Origin of the sequence: Rhizobium sp. BK661 (genome assembly GCF_024808825.1) — a bacterium.
GTDB lineage: Bacteria > Pseudomonadota > Alphaproteobacteria > Rhizobiales > Rhizobiaceae > Rhizobium.
In genome coordinates, this window is record NZ_JANTYT010000005.1 from 116,823 (window position 1) to 130,479 (window position 13,657).

Genomic DNA, 13,657 nt, shown 5'->3' on the forward strand with positions numbered 1-13,657 from the left:
GCGCATGCGCGATCTATCGAATTTCAAGGGTTGCCCGGCACCGCAGCCGGTAACCCTCAAGGGCCGTTTCGTCACGGTTGAGCCCTATGTTCGCGAACAACATCTGCAAGCGTTGTGGGATGGGCTCGGCGGCATGGCTATCAATCCCCTGCTGCGCTATTTCGCGCAGCCCGATTTTACCGGTATGGAAGATTTCTCCAACTGGCTGCAGTCGGTCGCCAAATCGGGTTGGCTGACGCATATCTTCCGCGACAATGCCTCCGGCAAGATCGTCGGCATGGCAAACTACATGCGGGCCGATCCAGCCAACGGCGTGATCGAAGTGGGCGGTGTTGCGCACGGCGCTGATATGAAGCGCTCGCCGCTCTCCACGGAAGTCCACTATCTGATGGCCAAGCATATCTTCGAGGAGCTTGGCTACCGGCGCTACGAGTGGAAATGCGATAATCTGAACGAGGCGAGCAAGACAACGGCAGCCCGCTATGGCTTCACCTTCGAAGGCGTGTTCCGCCAGCACATGATTTCCAAGGGCCGCAACCGCGACACGGCGTGGTTTTCGATGATTGATTCCGAATGGCCCGCCCTGAACGCGGCGTTCGAGGCATGGCTGTCTCCCAACAATTTTGACGCGGATGGCAAGCAGAGGAGCCGGCTGGAGGACATTCGTGCTGAGATCAGCAAGGAAACAGCCGTATGACGGCTCCGAAATCGGAAGGCCGTTCGCAGGCAATTGCGGCGGCCCTTATTCTCGTGGCCGCCGGCATCGTCCTCTATTTCATGCCGACCATCGTGCTCGCACTCGGCAGCTACTCGCCGTATCTTGCTGCCGGTGTCGGCGCCTGCCTGATCCTGGCCTTCTTCGTCGTGTTCTGGCTGAGAGCACGCTATCAGCGCCGGCGCGGCAAGTAGCGCTGCAGCCGTTCGACTAGCCTTGTAGCGAGGCGCCGAGCAGCAGCGCGCCCATGGCAATCACCAGCAGGGCGCCCAGAATTTCGATCGAATTCCCAATCCATACCGAAGCCGCCGAGCCGCGGCCGGCAAGCCGCATCGCCGTGCCCTTGGCGATGACGGCAAGCGTTGCCAGGATCGCGACCGTTATCGCAGTGCCGAGCGACATGGCGATCACTGACAGTACGCCGCCGAGATAGAGCCCATTCAGAAGCGAGAAGGTCATCACCAGAAGCGCGCCCGAGCAGGGGCGCAGGCCTACGGCAATGATGGCTGACCAGGCTTCACGGATATTGAACTTCTCTGCCCCGAGCAGCGATGGATCGGGCATGTGCGATTGCCCGCAGGTCTCGCAGGCCATTCCCGCGATGAATTTGTGGCCGGCCCTAAGAGCGTCGGCTTCACCGAAGGCGTAGCTCGAGCCTTGCGTCTGCGCTTCATTATCCTTCCAGTCCAGCATCATGCTGACGGGACCGGAAGAGGTTGCCATGGCCTCGCGGTTCGGCATGCCGGCGGTAAGCACCCGCAGTTTGCGAAACAGCAGCCAGCAGCCGAAGAGGATGACCATGAGGAAGCTGGCGATTTCCATCGCCTGCGTTGCTGCGGTCAGGGTTATTCCAGTGCCACGAAGCACCAACCATGCGCCGCCGACCAGGGCGATGGCGACCAGTCCCTGCAGGAAGGCGGAGACGAAGGAGATCGACACGCCGCGTTTCAGCTCGATTTCGTTGGCGATCATGTAGGAGGAAATGACCGCCTTGCCGTGTCCCGGGCCAGCGGCATGGAAGACGCCATAAGCAAACGAGAGGCCGATCAGTGTCCAGAGATGCCAGGAATCCTCACGCATGGCGCGCAGCGCGCCCGTGAGTGCACGATAGAAGGCCTGCTGCTGCGCATTAATGTAGAGGAGGAGGGGAGCGAGCGGGCCGCCTGTCGGCTGGAAGCTCGGTTCCGACGTGCCGATGCCGAGCGGCGACTGTGCATGGGCAACGGCCATGCCCGCGACGAGCACCAATGCGGCGCAGAGCGCAACCGGGCGAAGCCCGTGCCTCAGCATGTCAGATCCAGCCGCGTCGCGAAGAGCTTCGACATGTTCGTTCCCGTCGGGTCGTTGAAGAAGGCGTCGGTCAAGGATTGCTTGTTTTCGGCGATCACCTGGTCAGCATCAGGGCGGACGACCTGGTGCTTGCAGCTTTTGAAGCCATCGCCGACGAGGACCAGTTCGTTGTCGCTCGGAAAGTCGATCGAGGTGTAGAGCGTCGGATCATAGACGCCGAAGGTCAGCTGTCCCTTGAGCGGCATCTTCTCCGCCGGCTTGACGGCGAAGAACATCAGGAGCTGGCCCTGTTTGTAGTCCACATGGATCAAGTCGGGCTTCTCGACCTTGATGTTCTTACCGTCCATCGTGAGGTTCATGTAGTAGTCGTAGTCGACTAAGGAGCCCCGCACCGTCTTGCCGACCTCGGCCAGCTCGTTCGGATCGAGTTTCAGGTCGGTATTCTTGTCGAAATCCATGACGACGGAGGACGAGAAGACCTCGTCGAAACGCCAGACGTTGCGCAGCTCCGCGACATTGCCATCGTCGTCAGCGACTATTTCGAGCCTTGCCTCAACGAACACATGCGGGTGCGCAAAGGCGGCGGCTGGCAGAAGCGACAGGAGCGACGCCATCAGGAGTGTCGATTTCTTCATGCGTGCTCTTAATTGCGGGATCGCGTTGCGCCCTGAATCCTCGCCAGAAAATGGGACGGAATTGGGACCGGCCCCGGACAGCAAAGCTCAGGGGTGCTTCTTGAACCAATTGTGAAGATAGTCGACGAAGATGCGCACCTTGGCCGGCAGATACCGCCGGTGCGGATAGACAGCATAAATGCCGCGATCGGTCGGAATGTAATCATTGAAGAGCGTGACCAGTTCGCCATTCTCGATCGGTTTGCGGGCGATGAAATCGGGAATCAACGCAACGCCGATACCCGCCAGCGCCGCGCGTAGCGTCGCATGCGGGCTGTTGACTTCCATCGGGCCGGTGACGGCAACAGCAAAGGAGGTGTTGTCGGGATTGTAGAAGCGAATGCTACCCTGGCTGCGCGAGTTCGTGTCGATGATGAAGGGGACGTTCGAGAGGTCCGAGGGGTGGGCGAGTTCGGGATGACGTTCCACGAAATCGGTTGTCGCGCAGAGATGGACCCGGAAATCCGAGATCTTGCGGGCGATCATGCCGGAATCCTCGAGCTTGGTCACGCGGATGGCGACGTCGAAGCCTTCCTCAATGAGATCGACGAATCGGTCGTCGGCGGCAATCTCCAGCGCGAGATCGGGATTTTCCCTGGCGAAATCGATCAGCGATTGGCCGACATCGGCGTCGACGAAGGTGCGAGGCACGGAGACCTTCAGCCGGCCCTTCAGCTGCGCGTTGTTCTCGCGCACGAGATCGGCGAGGTTGTCGATCTCCTTCAGGATGTCGGAAGCGGTGCGATAGTAAGTGTGGCCGGCTTCCGTCATGGAGAACTGGCGGGTCGTGCGATTGAGCAGCAGGGCGCCGAGTTCGTCTTCAAGTTCGCGAACGTATTTGGAGAGCAGCGCCTTGGAACGGCCAGTGCGCCGCGCCGCGGCCGAAAAGCCTTCCGCTTCAACGACATCGATGAAGGCGCGGATGCGAGTGAGCGTGTCCATGGTGGTCTCCCAAAAAAAGCGCCGAACCGCCATTCAAATCAGCCAGTTGCGGGCCGTTTCGCCACGTTGAACAAATTGCGGTGTATTGTTCAAATATTTTCTGCCGGGAGATCCGAAAAAACCGCTTGATTATGACTGCGAATATTCCTATTTCGGGGTCAGCCCAAAGTCGCACGTGCCCATGGGTGTCCGCCGAACCCTCGAATTGGTGAGGAAATCGGTAAGGTACCTGGAATTAACCCCTCCAGTCGCTATTCCGGCCAACCGGAAAATGCGAGGACGCCTGAAGCAACGACGGTGCGGGCCTTTTTGTTCTCTCCCTGCTTTCCATCAGCGGGGGTTACTGAAGAGGCACACCTTCATTGCCGGAAGTGCGGTAGGGAACCCCCTCCAATCCATGGCAGACAAAGCCGGATCCATGTCGCTTTCGCGGCGTTGATTCATCATCTGCGCAGTCCAAGCGCTTGCTAAGGTTCCGGGGTCTCCACCGGCTGGTTCCTAGGCGAGTGATTGGTTGCCCTTTGTCCTCCGGTTTTTCCGGAGCTCTGGAATTGGAAAAGGGATTGATATGACCACTCAGCGCATCCGCGACTTTCTCGCAACCCGACGTCCCGACGGTCCCTGCCTCGTGGTCGACCTCGACGTCGTGCGCGACAATTTCTCCGCTTTCCGTCATGCGATGCCGGACAGCGCCATCTACTACGCCGTCAAGGCAAACCCGGCTCCGGAAGTCCTGAAGCTGCTCGCCGACATGGGCTCCAACTTCGATTGCGCGTCTGTCGCCGAAATCGAAATGGCGCTGAACGCCGGTGCGACCGCTGCCCGCATCTCCTACGGCAACACCATCAAGAAGGAACGCGACGTTGCCCGCGCGCATGCGCTCGGCGTCAGCCTTTTTGCGGTCGACAGCCACGAGGAAGTCGAGAAGATCTCGCGTGCCGCTCCCGGCGCCCGCGTGTTCTGCCGCGTCCTGACGGATGGCGAAGGCGCCGAATGGCCGTTGTCGCGCAAGTTCGGCTGCGTGCCGCAGATGGCCGTCGACGTGCTCGTCTACGCTCATCAGCTCGGCCTCGAGTCCTACGGTGTGTCGTTCCATGTCGGTTCGCAGATGACCAAGGTCGATGCCTGGGATTCGGCTCTTGCCGATGCCAAGCGCGTCTTCGTTCAGCTGGCCAAGCAGGGCATTCACCTGCAGATGGTCAACATGGGCGGCGGCTTCCCGACCAAGTACCTGCGCGACGTTCCGTCGGCGGAAGCTTACGGTCGTGCGATCTACCAGAGCCTTCGTGACCACTTCGGCAACAACCTGCCGAAGACGATCATCGAACCGGGCCGCGGCATGGTCGGCAACGCCGGCGTCATCAAGACGGAAGTCGTGCTGATCTCGAAGAAGTCCGACAACGACGCCGCTCGCTGGGTGTTCCTCGACATCGGCAAGTTCGGCGGTCTGGCCGAAACGATGGACGAAGCCATTCGTTACCCGATCCGCACTGAGCGCGACGGCGACGAGATGGAGCCCTGCGTCATCGCCGGCCCGACCTGCGACTCTGCCGACGTGCTTTATGAGAAGAATCTCTACCCGCTGCCGCTCACCCTTTCGATCGGCGACGAGATCCTGATCGAAGGCACCGGCGCCTACACGACCACCTATTCGGCGGTCGCGTTCAACGGCTTCGAGCCGCTGAAGGCCTACATTATCTAGCACATGACCCTCGGATCGCAGATCCGAGAAAGGCTTATGTGCCAGTAAAGACCACGCTCGCCCCGTAGCCAGCCGGGGCGGCACCCTCACAATGATCTGACGATACCGTTTGAAACGGTTTTGAGTTCGGGAGGCCACGATGGCCGCTGTTCTTGATTCTGTCCGCGCATATTTTGCGCCTTCTGTCTTCACCATCGACGCCGAAAACCCCGGCGATGTCGTCGCGCGCGAAAACCTGCTCGATCGCGCCATGGGCCCGAACCGCCGCAAGAAGTCGTCGGAGAAGATTCGCCGCGGCCGCCTGCCGGCCGAAGGCCTGGCACTTGTCGCGCGTGATCGCGACAACCATGTCATCGGCACTGTCCGTCTATGGAACATCGAGGCCGGCGTTAATGCCGATGCGACGCCGATCAATGCGCTGTTGCTTGGGCCGCTGGCCGTCGATTCCACCTTCGAGGGCAAGGGCGTCGGTTCGGCACTGATGCGCGCCGCCATTCTGGAAGCGAAGAACCGTGGGCACGGCGCCATCCTGCTCGTCGGCGATGCCCCTTACTACGAGCGTTTCGGCTTCTTTGCCGAGAAGGCTCAACACCTCGTCATGCCGGGCCCTTTCGAACGTTCGCGCTTCCTGGCGCTGCAACTCATCGAAGGCTGGCTTGACGGCGCGGCCGGCATGATCGTCCCCTCGGGACGGATGCTGACAAGCGCCCCGGTCCGCAGGGCGGCGTGATCGGCAGAGCCTCTCCCCCTGATGGGGAGGGGCTTTTTCGTTTCCTGCTTTTTGGAAATCGAGTTTAGAGACGCCGGAAGAGCCGGCGAACGCGTAGCCTAAACTTTTACGACTGCTTGCCCCCTCAGGCTTCAATCATTTCACGACGCTTGCGTCGATGATTTGAGTTCCGGCAGTCTGAACGACATTTTCAGGTATAGCGGCGATGAAGAACATCGTGAAAGCATAAACCGCGAATACAGTCGCTGCGGCAGTGGCCCTTAGAATCATTCATGCACTCCTATTCTCAGGAGTTCAATGTGGGCTCAAAAGGCGGCTTTCCCAAGAGTTTTCTGAACGCCAGATGAACAAAAAACTGTGAGAGCAAAAATTAATGATATTTTAGCAACACCTGAGTTTCACCCCGAAGGGGATGGAATTCCCGGTTTGTTCTCATTAATGTGCAATAAATTCAAGCATGTAGATGAAAGTTTGGGCAGAAGTTTTCCTCGCTGACGCCGGGTCGCTCTATGATCTCCTCGTCATCGGGCAGGGAGCCGGGTTCATGAACCGGTCCGCTTTCCGTTCATATTTCGGCGCCCGATGACGGTTGCCAAGGCTGGGTCTGAAGCCGTCAGGGTGGAAGATCCATCGGGGGAATTGGGGTCGGGAGACGCTCCTGCCGATCTCGAGGCGCCGAAAGCCTGACGCGATCGGGCAGGCGATACAGCCTGACATTTGCACTCCCCGCCCATCTCCGATCCGGCAAAGCCGTCGCGAAGCACTGCTCCGCGCGGCGTCTTGGGCCGCCTACGCGAATGCCGGCTTACGCCTTTCGGCTTCGTTGTGCCGGCCTTCTTTCGGTAAGATAGTAAATTAGCAATGTTGAACTTGAGGGTGTGCAAATGGGACGTTCAATCTTGGTTCTGATGTTCACTTCTTTGCTCCTCGCCGCGGCCAGCTCCGCGCCGGCAAGCGCCGCGATCCGGACGGTCACATCGAAGCCAACCTTGGAGTCGCTGGAGCCGGGCCAAGCGGTGCTTTATGACGACAAGAAATGTCCGAGCGGCATGATCGCCAAGTACAGAAAGGCGCCGAAACGGTCGTCGATCAGCCGCACTTGCGTGCATCAGTGAACGCCCACCGATCATAAACCTTCACGTCCGCGTGAGGCGCATCGCGCTGGCGATGATTTTGGAGTGTGGCTACGCTAGCTCAGCGGAATGATTAAACGCCTCGCTCTTCTCATCGTTGTCCTGCTGTCGCCGTTTGCTGCCTTCGCGCAGCAGGAAAACGGCCGGACGGCAGCTCTCCTGGAGAATTTGTCGTCCCGCACGGATCTCAAGCCACTGAAAGCCGTGATCGTCGCCAGAGACGGTCGGATCGTGGCAGAGCAAGGATATCGCGGGCACACAACGACCGAGTCCGTCAACATCAAGTCCGCGTCGAAATCGATCATTTCGAGCCTCGTCGGCATTGCGATCGAGAAGAAGCTCCTTGAGGCCCCCGATCAGCGGATCGCTCCCATCTTGAAGGGCGACCTGCCTGCCGATCCCGATCCGCGTCTCAACCAGATCACGATTGGCAACCTGCTTTCCATGCAGGCGGGGCTTGGGCGGCTCTCCGGTCCCAACTACGGCCGCTGGGTTGCCTCGCAGAATTGGGTGCGGTTCGCGCTTGCGCAGCCTTTCGACGACGAGCCCGGCGGTCAGATGCTTTACTCGACAGCCTCCACGCACCTTCTCTCGGCTATCCTCACGAAGGTCAGCGGGAAGTCGACGCTGGCGCTCGCCCGCGAATGGCTTGCACCCGTCGACGGTTTTCGCATAGGTGCCTGGGAGCGGGACCCGCAAGGCATCTATCTCGGCGGCAACCAGATGGCGATGACAGCGCGCTCGCTGCTGGCCTTCGGGGAACTCTACCGCAATGGCGGCAGGACGGCGAACGGGACGCAGGTCGTTCCGGCGGACTGGATCGCCCAGTCCTGGCAGCATCGTACCAATTCGCGCTTCTCTGGTGACGACTACGGCTATGGCTGGTTCTCACGCCGGATCGGCGGGGAAGAGGTCCATTTCGCTTGGGGCTATGGCGGCCAGATGCTTTATATCGTCCCCTCGATCGGGATGACCGTTGTTATGACATCGGAGGAAACCGGCCCATCCGCGCGCACCGGCTATCGCGATGCCCTGCATGGTGTATTGGCCGAGATTATCATTGCCAGCCGCCAAAGCTGATCAGCGAAAGCCGGATGCGGGCTAAGTGTCCGAAGACTTCAGTTGGTCACTCAATGACGGCGGGCGGCGCCAGTGATACAGAACATCAGGCTCCCGCTCCTCGTTGCCAGCGCCGTCCGTCTCTTTTACGGCGACAAAACCGTTGCGCTCGTAGAACCGTCGCGCATTGGTGTTCTTCTGGAACGTCCAGAGCTCTATTTCGTCCATCTCTTCCTGAGCGCGGTGAAGCAACATGCTGCCTATACCCCTGGCCTGGAACTCGGGGAGGACATAGAGCTGCTCGATTTCATTTTCGCCATACGCGATAACTCCGACGAGCCGTTGATCCGAGATGGCGCCGAGTATCGTGCGGTTGGGGAAAAGCTGCGTGCGCCAGTAAACCTCGTCTTCTTCCGGGGTATGAACATCCGACAACCAGGGGAGCCGCTCCGAAAGCGCGAGACGACGCAGCATTGCGGCGTCTCGCATATGTTTGGCCTCAAGCCGGACAACGTCGGGCTGCTGCATCCCGCGGCGCATGGCGGCTAGGCCGCGATGTCGACGACGCCGCAATCGCCGGCTTCGGAGGCGAAGGCCAGCAGCTTGCCGTTCTTGCTCCAGCTCATCGAGGTGATGGCGCCCTTGCCGGGGCGCCGCAGCAGCGCTTCCTTGCTGTCGTTGAGACGCACTGCGAGGATCATGCCGTCGATGAAGCCGATTGCGAGGATGTCCTCCACGGGATGGAACTTGACCGACGTCGCCATGATGTTGGCGCGGGTGCCGAGCTCGAGCGGTGCCTTGCCCATCGGGCCGTCCTTGCCCTGGAAGGGCCAGACGATGGCGGCCGGTGCACCCGAGGAGGCAAGCCACTTGCCCTTCGCCGACCAGGAGAGCGACTTCACCTTGGAGGGGTAGCCGGTCATGCGCATGTGGCGGGCCTCGGCGCCGGCCTTGCTGTCGAGCTTCCAGCCGTGCAGCGCGTTTTCCTGCATCGTGGTGACGAGGAAGTTGCCGTCAGGCGAGAAGGTGACGCCGGTATGAGCACCCTTCCATTCGAGGTCGACGGGCTTGGCAGCGGTGCCGACCCAATGCAGCGATACGCCGTTATAGCGCGCCGTGGCAATGCGCATGCCCTTCGGCGCAAAGGCGAGGCCTTCGACGGTGCGTTCTTCGGTAAATTCCTTGGTCGTACCATCGGCGAGGCGGACGAAGGCGCTCTTGCCGTAGGAGTAGGCGACGGAGCCCTGCGGGCCGGCGGCAAGCTGGGAAATCCACTTGCGCGGCGCATTGGCGAGTTCTGTGACGTTGGCGTCGGCCGTGATGCGCAGCACCTTGCCGTCTTCGCCGCCGGAAATCAGGCTTTCGCTATAGGGATCGCGGATGCAGCTCAGCATGCCCTGATGGGCTTCGGTCACCTTCTCGCCGCCGTCGAGGCGGTGAAAGGTGCCAGCAGCATTGGCGAAGAAGGGAGTGTCACCTAAAAATTCGACGGCCAGGATATGGCCGTCGAGATCAAACGGGGCAACTGTCGGCATCAGGCTGCCGCCTCACACGCCTTGAAGGAAGCCTCGAGCTTTTCGCGGTCGAGTTCGCGGCCGATGAAGACGAGGCGGGTTTCGTGCTTCTCGCCATCCTTCCACGGACGCTGATGATCGCCTTCAACGATCATGTGGACGCCCTGAATGACATAGCGCTCCGGGTCGTCCTTGAAGGCGATGATGCCCTTGAGGCGCAGGATGTTCGGGCCCTGCGTCTGGGTGATCTTCTGAACCCAGGGGAAGAAGCGTTCGGGGTTCATTTCGCCGCCGCGCAGCGACACCGACTGCACCGTTACATCGTGGATCGGCGACACGGCGCCATGGTGATGGTGGTCATGATCATGGTCGTGATCGTCGTGATGATGGTCATGATCGTGATCGTGATCATGCGCATGGTGATGATGGTGGTGGTCGTGATCGCAATCCGGGCCGCAGACGTGATCGTCGTGGTCATGATCGAGGAAGTGCGGATCGTTTTCCAGCGCGCGCTCCAGGTTGAAGGCGCCCTGATCGAGAACGCGCGCGAGATCGACGCCCGAGCGGCTGGTCTTGTAAACACGGGCCGATGGGTTGATGGCGTGGACGACATCCTCGATCTGCGCGAGTTCTTCCGGCGTCACGAGGTCGGTCTTGTTGATCAGCACGACGTCGGCGAAGGCGATCTGGTCTTCGGCTTCACGGCTGTCCTTCAGGCGTAGCGGCAGGTGCTTGGCGTCGACAAGGGCGACGACGGCATCAAGTTCCGTCTTGGCGCGAACGTCGTCATCCATGAAGAAGGTCTGCGCGACCGGCACCGGATCGGCAAGGCCCGTGGTTTCAACGATGATGCCGTCGAAACGGCCGGGGCGGCGCATCAGGCCTTCGACGACGCGGATCAGGTCGCCGCGCACGGTGCAACAGACACAGCCGTTGTTCATTTCGTAGATTTCTTCGTCGGATTCGACGATGAGGTCGTTGTCGATGCCGATCTCGCCGAACTCGTTGACGATGACCGCATATTTCTTGCCGTGGTTCTCCGACAGGATGCGGTTGAGCAAGGTCGTCTTGCCGGCGCCGAGGTAGCCGGTGAGAACGGTAACGGGGATTGGCTTCTGCTGGGTGGGGATCGCGTCGGTCATAAGAACCTCGAGAGATGGCACGCCCGGGGGCGGGGCTGAAAATTCGTCGGTCACATATAAGGAGTTGCGCGCGGCAGTTCAAAGGGATTCGTATGTTATAAGATCACGTCGCAGCGGCGGCGGCCTCAATGAAGCTCTGCCGGGTCGAATGCGTCGACATCCTGCAGCAGTTCGACCAGCCCTTTTACCGAATGCGCAATCAGCGCCTCGCCCTTTTCCGCCGTCGCCCGCGATGCGTTGCCCGCCACACCCGATGCGCTGAGATCCGACATCTTCCACCCGAAGGCGTGCGGGCCGTAGGCGCGCAGATGCTTGAAGCGGGCGGCAAAATCGGACTGGCGGGAGGGGAAATCCGCAGCCTTCTCCATGTCCACCTTTTCGGGGTGAAGCGCCAGCATCACAGAGGTCTCGATGTCGCCGCCGTGGATGTCGATCGTCTTCTCCTCGGGCGAGATGACACCGGCGGGAACGCCGAAGCGCGTCCAGCTGGTGGCGACGGCCAGCATGTTGAACCGGACTCGGGCTTCGGTCGCGACGATCGTCATCAGCGGTGAGTTTCCGCCATGGGCGTTCAGCATCACCAGCTTGCGGATGCCCGTCCCCGCGAGCCTTTGGGCAATGCCCAGCCAGCGCTCGACGGCCTCGCCATATGTCAGCGTTTGTGTGCCCTTCACGTCCATATGCTCGACCGAGTAGCCGACCTCTTCCGTGGGCAGAAACGTCGCCGGCAAGGCGGCGGGAAGTGCGGCTTTGAGCCGGGCAACGATGCCCCTCGCGATCAGGGTGTCGGTATCGAAAGGCAGATGCGGACCATGCTGTTCATGCGCGCCAAGCGGCAGAACGGCGATCCATTGACGGCGGTCCGCGGGCGTCAGGTTCGTATCGTTATCCGCGAAGTCGCGAGAAGGCTCCGTCATCCGGCTAAGACCTCTTGTTTATGACGAAATGATGCGCAATGTCATTGTGCAGCGTTCTCAATGCTTAGCGCATAACCCCTTAAATCGAAATCGATTTGGGGGAGGTGATCATGAATGTTCCTGCTCCCCACACGTAAGGGGTGCGCAACGCAGCAAAGTCAAAGGGATGGCGATGGGGAAGAAGCACAAGGACGGAAAGAAGCAGAAGTCCAAGAAGAAGGACCAGACCGAATATACCGTCGTTGATCTTTCGCCGGCTTTGACACAGGCGGCGCGGTCGATGCGAACTGTCCTATCGCGCAATCTCCTCGAAAGCGGCCTTTATGCCGGCCAGGACGGCGTGATCCTTTCCCTGGCTGAGAGCGACGGGATGACGGCCGGCGGACTGGCCCACAAACTCGGCGTCAAGGCGCCGACCATGACGCGCACGATCGGACGCATGGAGGCGCAAGGCTTCCTCGAGCGCAAGCCGGACGCGGAAGATGCCCGCCTGACGAAGGTCTACCTCACCCAGCTTGGTCGCGGCAGCGTGCAGGCAATCGAAACGGCAGCGTCGGCCTGCGACCACATGGCGACCCAGGAGTTTTCAGAGAAGGAAATCCGCAATCTGGTCCGTCTCTTGAAGGCCATCGATGCCAATCTGCAGTCGGCCGCGATCCCGTTCGACGAGCCTGAGGAAATCTGACAAATTTGTGAAATTACGAATTGCCTCGCTGCGTTTAATCTTTTAATTAAACATTTTAATAAGGCTCGGCCGCTCCATCGGCTGAGCGCATAGAAATCCGCGCGTTGCCTGGGGAGGACACGTGGCACAAAAGATCAAGCTTTCGACGATCGCCGAAACGCTCGGCATTTCAACAGCAACCGTATCTCTTGCCTTACGTGACAGCCCGCTGGTGGCTGGCGCCACCCGAGACAAAATCAAGGAACAGGCGCGGGCGCTCGGCTATATATACAACCGCCGCGCCGCCAGCCTGCGCACGTCTCGCTCAGGCATCATCGGTGTCGTTGTGCACGACATCATGAATCCGTTCTACGGTGAAATCCTGAAGGCGATCGAAAGCGAGCTCGATCGCAGCCGCCATACTTTCATCCTGTCCAATCATTACGACTCGGTCGAAAAGCAGCGCACCTTCATCGAGACATTGCTGCAGCTCGGTGGCGATGGCGTCATCATGTCGCCGGCGATCGGCACGCCGCAGGAGGACATGCAGCTTGCCGAAGACAATGGCATGCCGGCGATCCTGGTTGCCCGTTCGCTGGACGGCTTGGACCTTCCGACGTACCGCGGCGACGACAGCTACGGCATTTCGCTCGCCACCAATCATCTGATCGGCCTTGGCCACAGCTCGATCGCGATGATCGGCGGCACCGACCAGACCTCGACGGGGCGTGATCGTTACCAGGGTTACGTCAACGCGCTGCGCAAGGCCGGCATAGATGTCGACCCTGGCTTGCGCATCCCCGGCCCGCGCTCGATGCAGGGCGGCTTCGAAGCGGCGGTGCACTTCCTGTCGCTGCCGCAGAAGCCGACGGCCGCCGTCTGCTGGAATGACCTCGTCGCGATCGGACTGATGAACGGCATTGCCCGCGCCGGTCTCGTCCCGGGCAAGGATATCTCGGTCACCGGCTACGATGACCTCGAGGAAGCGTCGATCTCGATGCCGGCGCTGACGACGGTATGGAATGGCCAGGCAGAAGTTGGACGCCTTGCGGCTCGCGCGCTCCTTGATCGTCTGGCCGGCAGCCACGAGCCTGACGGGCTCCATCTCATCAAGCCGGAGATGCGCATCCGCCAGTCGACCAGTCCTCATCGCCCGCGCCCTTAGGTAAGCCAAA

At 60.5% G+C, this 13,657-nt stretch carries 16 protein-coding genes; 8 read left to right on the forward strand and 8 right to left on the reverse strand.

The window, feature by feature from the left end; genetic code table 11:
* Positions 1 to 4 precede the first annotated feature (4 nt).
* Complete coding sequence (locus tag FHX16_RS13075; protein ID WP_183755865.1) at positions 5 to 697, forward strand: GNAT family N-acetyltransferase; 693 nt, start codon at positions 5 to 7, stop codon at positions 695 to 697.
* Complete coding sequence (locus FHX16_RS13080; RefSeq protein WP_183862363.1) at positions 694 to 909, forward strand: hypothetical protein; 216 nt, start codon at positions 694 to 696, stop codon at positions 907 to 909. Before FHX16_RS13075 ends, FHX16_RS13080 begins: the two co-directional genes overlap by 4 nt.
* 16 nt (positions 910 to 925) lie before the next feature.
* On the opposite strand, the gene FHX16_RS13085 is transcribed toward FHX16_RS13080, so the two are convergent.
* The 3 genes from FHX16_RS13085 to FHX16_RS13095 form a co-directional block, all read right to left on the reverse strand.
* Positions 926 to 1,945, reverse strand: coding sequence for a nickel/cobalt transporter (locus FHX16_RS13085; RefSeq protein ID WP_246712616.1), 1,020 nt, complete (start codon positions 1,943 to 1,945; stop codon positions 926 to 928).
* A gap of 53 nt (positions 1,946 to 1,998) precedes the next feature.
* Entirely contained in the window at positions 1,999 to 2,640 is a 642-nt protein-coding gene (locus FHX16_RS13090; RefSeq protein WP_183862359.1) for a DUF1007 family protein, read from the reverse strand.
* Positions 2,641 to 2,727: 87 nt separating this feature from the next.
* Positions 2,728 to 3,621, reverse strand: a complete 894-nt coding sequence (locus tag FHX16_RS13095) for a LysR family transcriptional regulator (RefSeq protein ID WP_183755861.1) — start codon at positions 3,619 to 3,621, stop codon at positions 2,728 to 2,730.
* Positions 3,622 to 4,189: 568 nt separating this feature from the next.
* On the opposite strand from FHX16_RS13095, the gene odc2 reads away from it, so the two are divergent.
* Together odc2 and FHX16_RS13105 are read left to right on the forward strand one after the other, a co-directional pair.
* Entirely contained in the window at positions 4,190 to 5,323 is a 1,134-nt protein-coding gene (odc2, locus tag FHX16_RS13100) for an ornithine/lysine decarboxylase (RefSeq protein WP_065694722.1), read from the forward strand.
* Between the two features lie 139 nt (positions 5,324 to 5,462).
* A complete protein-coding gene (locus FHX16_RS13105) occupies positions 5,463 to 6,053 on the forward strand; it encodes a GNAT family N-acetyltransferase (protein ID WP_183862357.1) in 591 nt (196 codons plus the stop codon).
* A 135-nt stretch (positions 6,054 to 6,188) separates the two neighbouring features.
* Here FHX16_RS13105 and FHX16_RS13110 read toward each other — a convergent pair whose 3' ends face one another.
* On the reverse strand, positions 6,189 to 6,323 hold the full coding sequence (locus tag FHX16_RS13110; RefSeq protein ID WP_259128685.1) for a hypothetical protein: 135 nt from the start codon (positions 6,321 to 6,323) through the stop codon (positions 6,189 to 6,191).
* A gap of 638 nt (positions 6,324 to 6,961) precedes the next feature.
* Here FHX16_RS13110 and FHX16_RS31425 point away from each other — a divergent pair.
* Positions 6,962 to 7,168 carry a DUF6719 family protein gene (locus FHX16_RS31425; RefSeq protein WP_259185777.1) on the forward strand — a complete coding sequence of 69 codons (207 nt, stop codon included), beginning with the start codon at positions 6,962 to 6,964 and terminating at the stop codon, positions 7,166 to 7,168.
* An 87-nt stretch (positions 7,169 to 7,255) separates the two neighbouring features.
* Entirely contained in the window at positions 7,256 to 8,266 is a 1,011-nt protein-coding gene (locus FHX16_RS13115) for a serine hydrolase (protein WP_183862355.1), read from the forward strand.
* Between the two features lie 21 nt (positions 8,267 to 8,287).
* Here the strand turns inward: FHX16_RS13115 and FHX16_RS13120 are convergent, their stop codons facing one another.
* The 4 genes from FHX16_RS13120 to FHX16_RS13135 all read right to left on the reverse strand — a co-directional run bounded on the left by FHX16_RS13120 (position 8,288) and on the right by FHX16_RS13135 (position 11,818).
* On the reverse strand, positions 8,288 to 8,785 hold the full coding sequence (locus tag FHX16_RS13120; protein WP_183862353.1) for a GNAT family N-acetyltransferase: 498 nt from the start codon (positions 8,783 to 8,785) through the stop codon (positions 8,288 to 8,290).
* Positions 8,786 to 8,790: 5 nt separating this feature from the next.
* Positions 8,791 to 9,780 (reverse strand): WD40 repeat domain-containing protein, encoded by a 990-nt coding sequence (locus FHX16_RS13125; protein WP_259128689.1) that lies wholly within the window; start codon positions 9,778 to 9,780, stop codon positions 8,791 to 8,793.
* A complete protein-coding gene (locus tag FHX16_RS13130; RefSeq protein WP_183862349.1) occupies positions 9,780 to 10,901 on the reverse strand; it encodes a GTP-binding protein in 1,122 nt (373 codons plus the stop codon). Before FHX16_RS13130 ends, FHX16_RS13125 begins: the two co-directional genes overlap by 1 nt.
* Positions 10,902 to 11,026: 125 nt before the next feature.
* The gene (locus FHX16_RS13135; RefSeq protein ID WP_183862347.1) at positions 11,027 to 11,818 is read right to left on the reverse strand and encodes a creatininase family protein; all 792 of its coding nucleotides are present in this window, start codon (positions 11,816 to 11,818) and stop codon (positions 11,027 to 11,029) included.
* Between the two features lie 172 nt (positions 11,819 to 11,990).
* Between FHX16_RS13135 and FHX16_RS13140 the strand changes: the two genes are divergently transcribed.
* Both FHX16_RS13140 and FHX16_RS13145 read left to right on the forward strand, forming a co-directional pair.
* Positions 11,991 to 12,503: a MarR family winged helix-turn-helix transcriptional regulator gene (locus FHX16_RS13140; protein ID WP_405049280.1), complete on the forward strand. Its 513-nt coding sequence runs from the start codon at positions 11,991 to 11,993 to the stop codon at positions 12,501 to 12,503.
* Positions 12,504 to 12,624: 121 nt separating this feature from the next.
* Positions 12,625 to 13,647: a LacI family DNA-binding transcriptional regulator gene (locus FHX16_RS13145; protein WP_016557029.1), complete on the forward strand. Its 1,023-nt coding sequence runs from the start codon at positions 12,625 to 12,627 to the stop codon at positions 13,645 to 13,647.
* Positions 13,648 to 13,657: the final 10 nt, after the last annotated feature.

What these genes read in the sequence shown, in the direction of transcription:
- FHX16_RS13075 (WP_183755865.1), top strand. Translation starts at nt 5, where the DNA reads ATGCGCGATCTATCGAATTTCAAGGGTTGCCCGGCACCGCAGCCGGTA.
- FHX16_RS13080 (WP_183862363.1), top strand. Translation starts at nt 694, where the DNA reads ATGACGGCTCCGAAATCGGAAGGCCGTTCGCAGGCAATTGCGGCGGCC.
- FHX16_RS13085 (WP_246712616.1), bottom strand. Translation starts at nt 1,945, where the DNA reads ATGGCCGTTGCCCATGCACAGTCGCCGCTCGGCATCGGCACGTCGGAA.
- FHX16_RS13090 (WP_183862359.1), bottom strand. Translation starts at nt 2,640, where the DNA reads ATGAAGAAATCGACACTCCTGATGGCGTCGCTCCTGTCGCTTCTGCCA.
- FHX16_RS13095 (WP_183755861.1), bottom strand. Translation starts at nt 3,621, where the DNA reads ATGGACACGCTCACTCGCATCCGCGCCTTCATCGATGTCGTTGAAGCG.
- odc2 (WP_065694722.1), top strand. Translation starts at nt 4,190, where the DNA reads ATGACCACTCAGCGCATCCGCGACTTTCTCGCAACCCGACGTCCCGAC.
- FHX16_RS13105 (WP_183862357.1), top strand. Translation starts at nt 5,463, where the DNA reads ATGGCCGCTGTTCTTGATTCTGTCCGCGCATATTTTGCGCCTTCTGTC.
- FHX16_RS13110 (WP_259128685.1), bottom strand. Translation starts at nt 6,323, where the DNA reads ATGATTCTAAGGGCCACTGCCGCAGCGACTGTATTCGCGGTTTATGCT.
- FHX16_RS31425 (WP_259185777.1), top strand. Translation starts at nt 6,962, where the DNA reads ATGTTCACTTCTTTGCTCCTCGCCGCGGCCAGCTCCGCGCCGGCAAGC.
- FHX16_RS13115 (WP_183862355.1), top strand. Translation starts at nt 7,256, where the DNA reads ATGATTAAACGCCTCGCTCTTCTCATCGTTGTCCTGCTGTCGCCGTTT.
- FHX16_RS13120 (WP_183862353.1), bottom strand. Translation starts at nt 8,785, where the DNA reads ATGCGCCGCGGGATGCAGCAGCCCGACGTTGTCCGGCTTGAGGCCAAA.
- FHX16_RS13125 (WP_259128689.1), bottom strand. Translation starts at nt 9,780, where the DNA reads ATGCCGACAGTTGCCCCGTTTGATCTCGACGGCCATATCCTGGCCGTC.
- FHX16_RS13130 (WP_183862349.1), bottom strand. Translation starts at nt 10,901, where the DNA reads ATGACCGACGCGATCCCCACCCAGCAGAAGCCAATCCCCGTTACCGTT.
- FHX16_RS13135 (WP_183862347.1), bottom strand. Translation starts at nt 11,818, where the DNA reads ATGACGGAGCCTTCTCGCGACTTCGCGGATAACGATACGAACCTGACG.
- FHX16_RS13140 (WP_405049280.1), top strand. Translation starts at nt 11,991, where the DNA reads ATGGGGAAGAAGCACAAGGACGGAAAGAAGCAGAAGTCCAAGAAGAAG.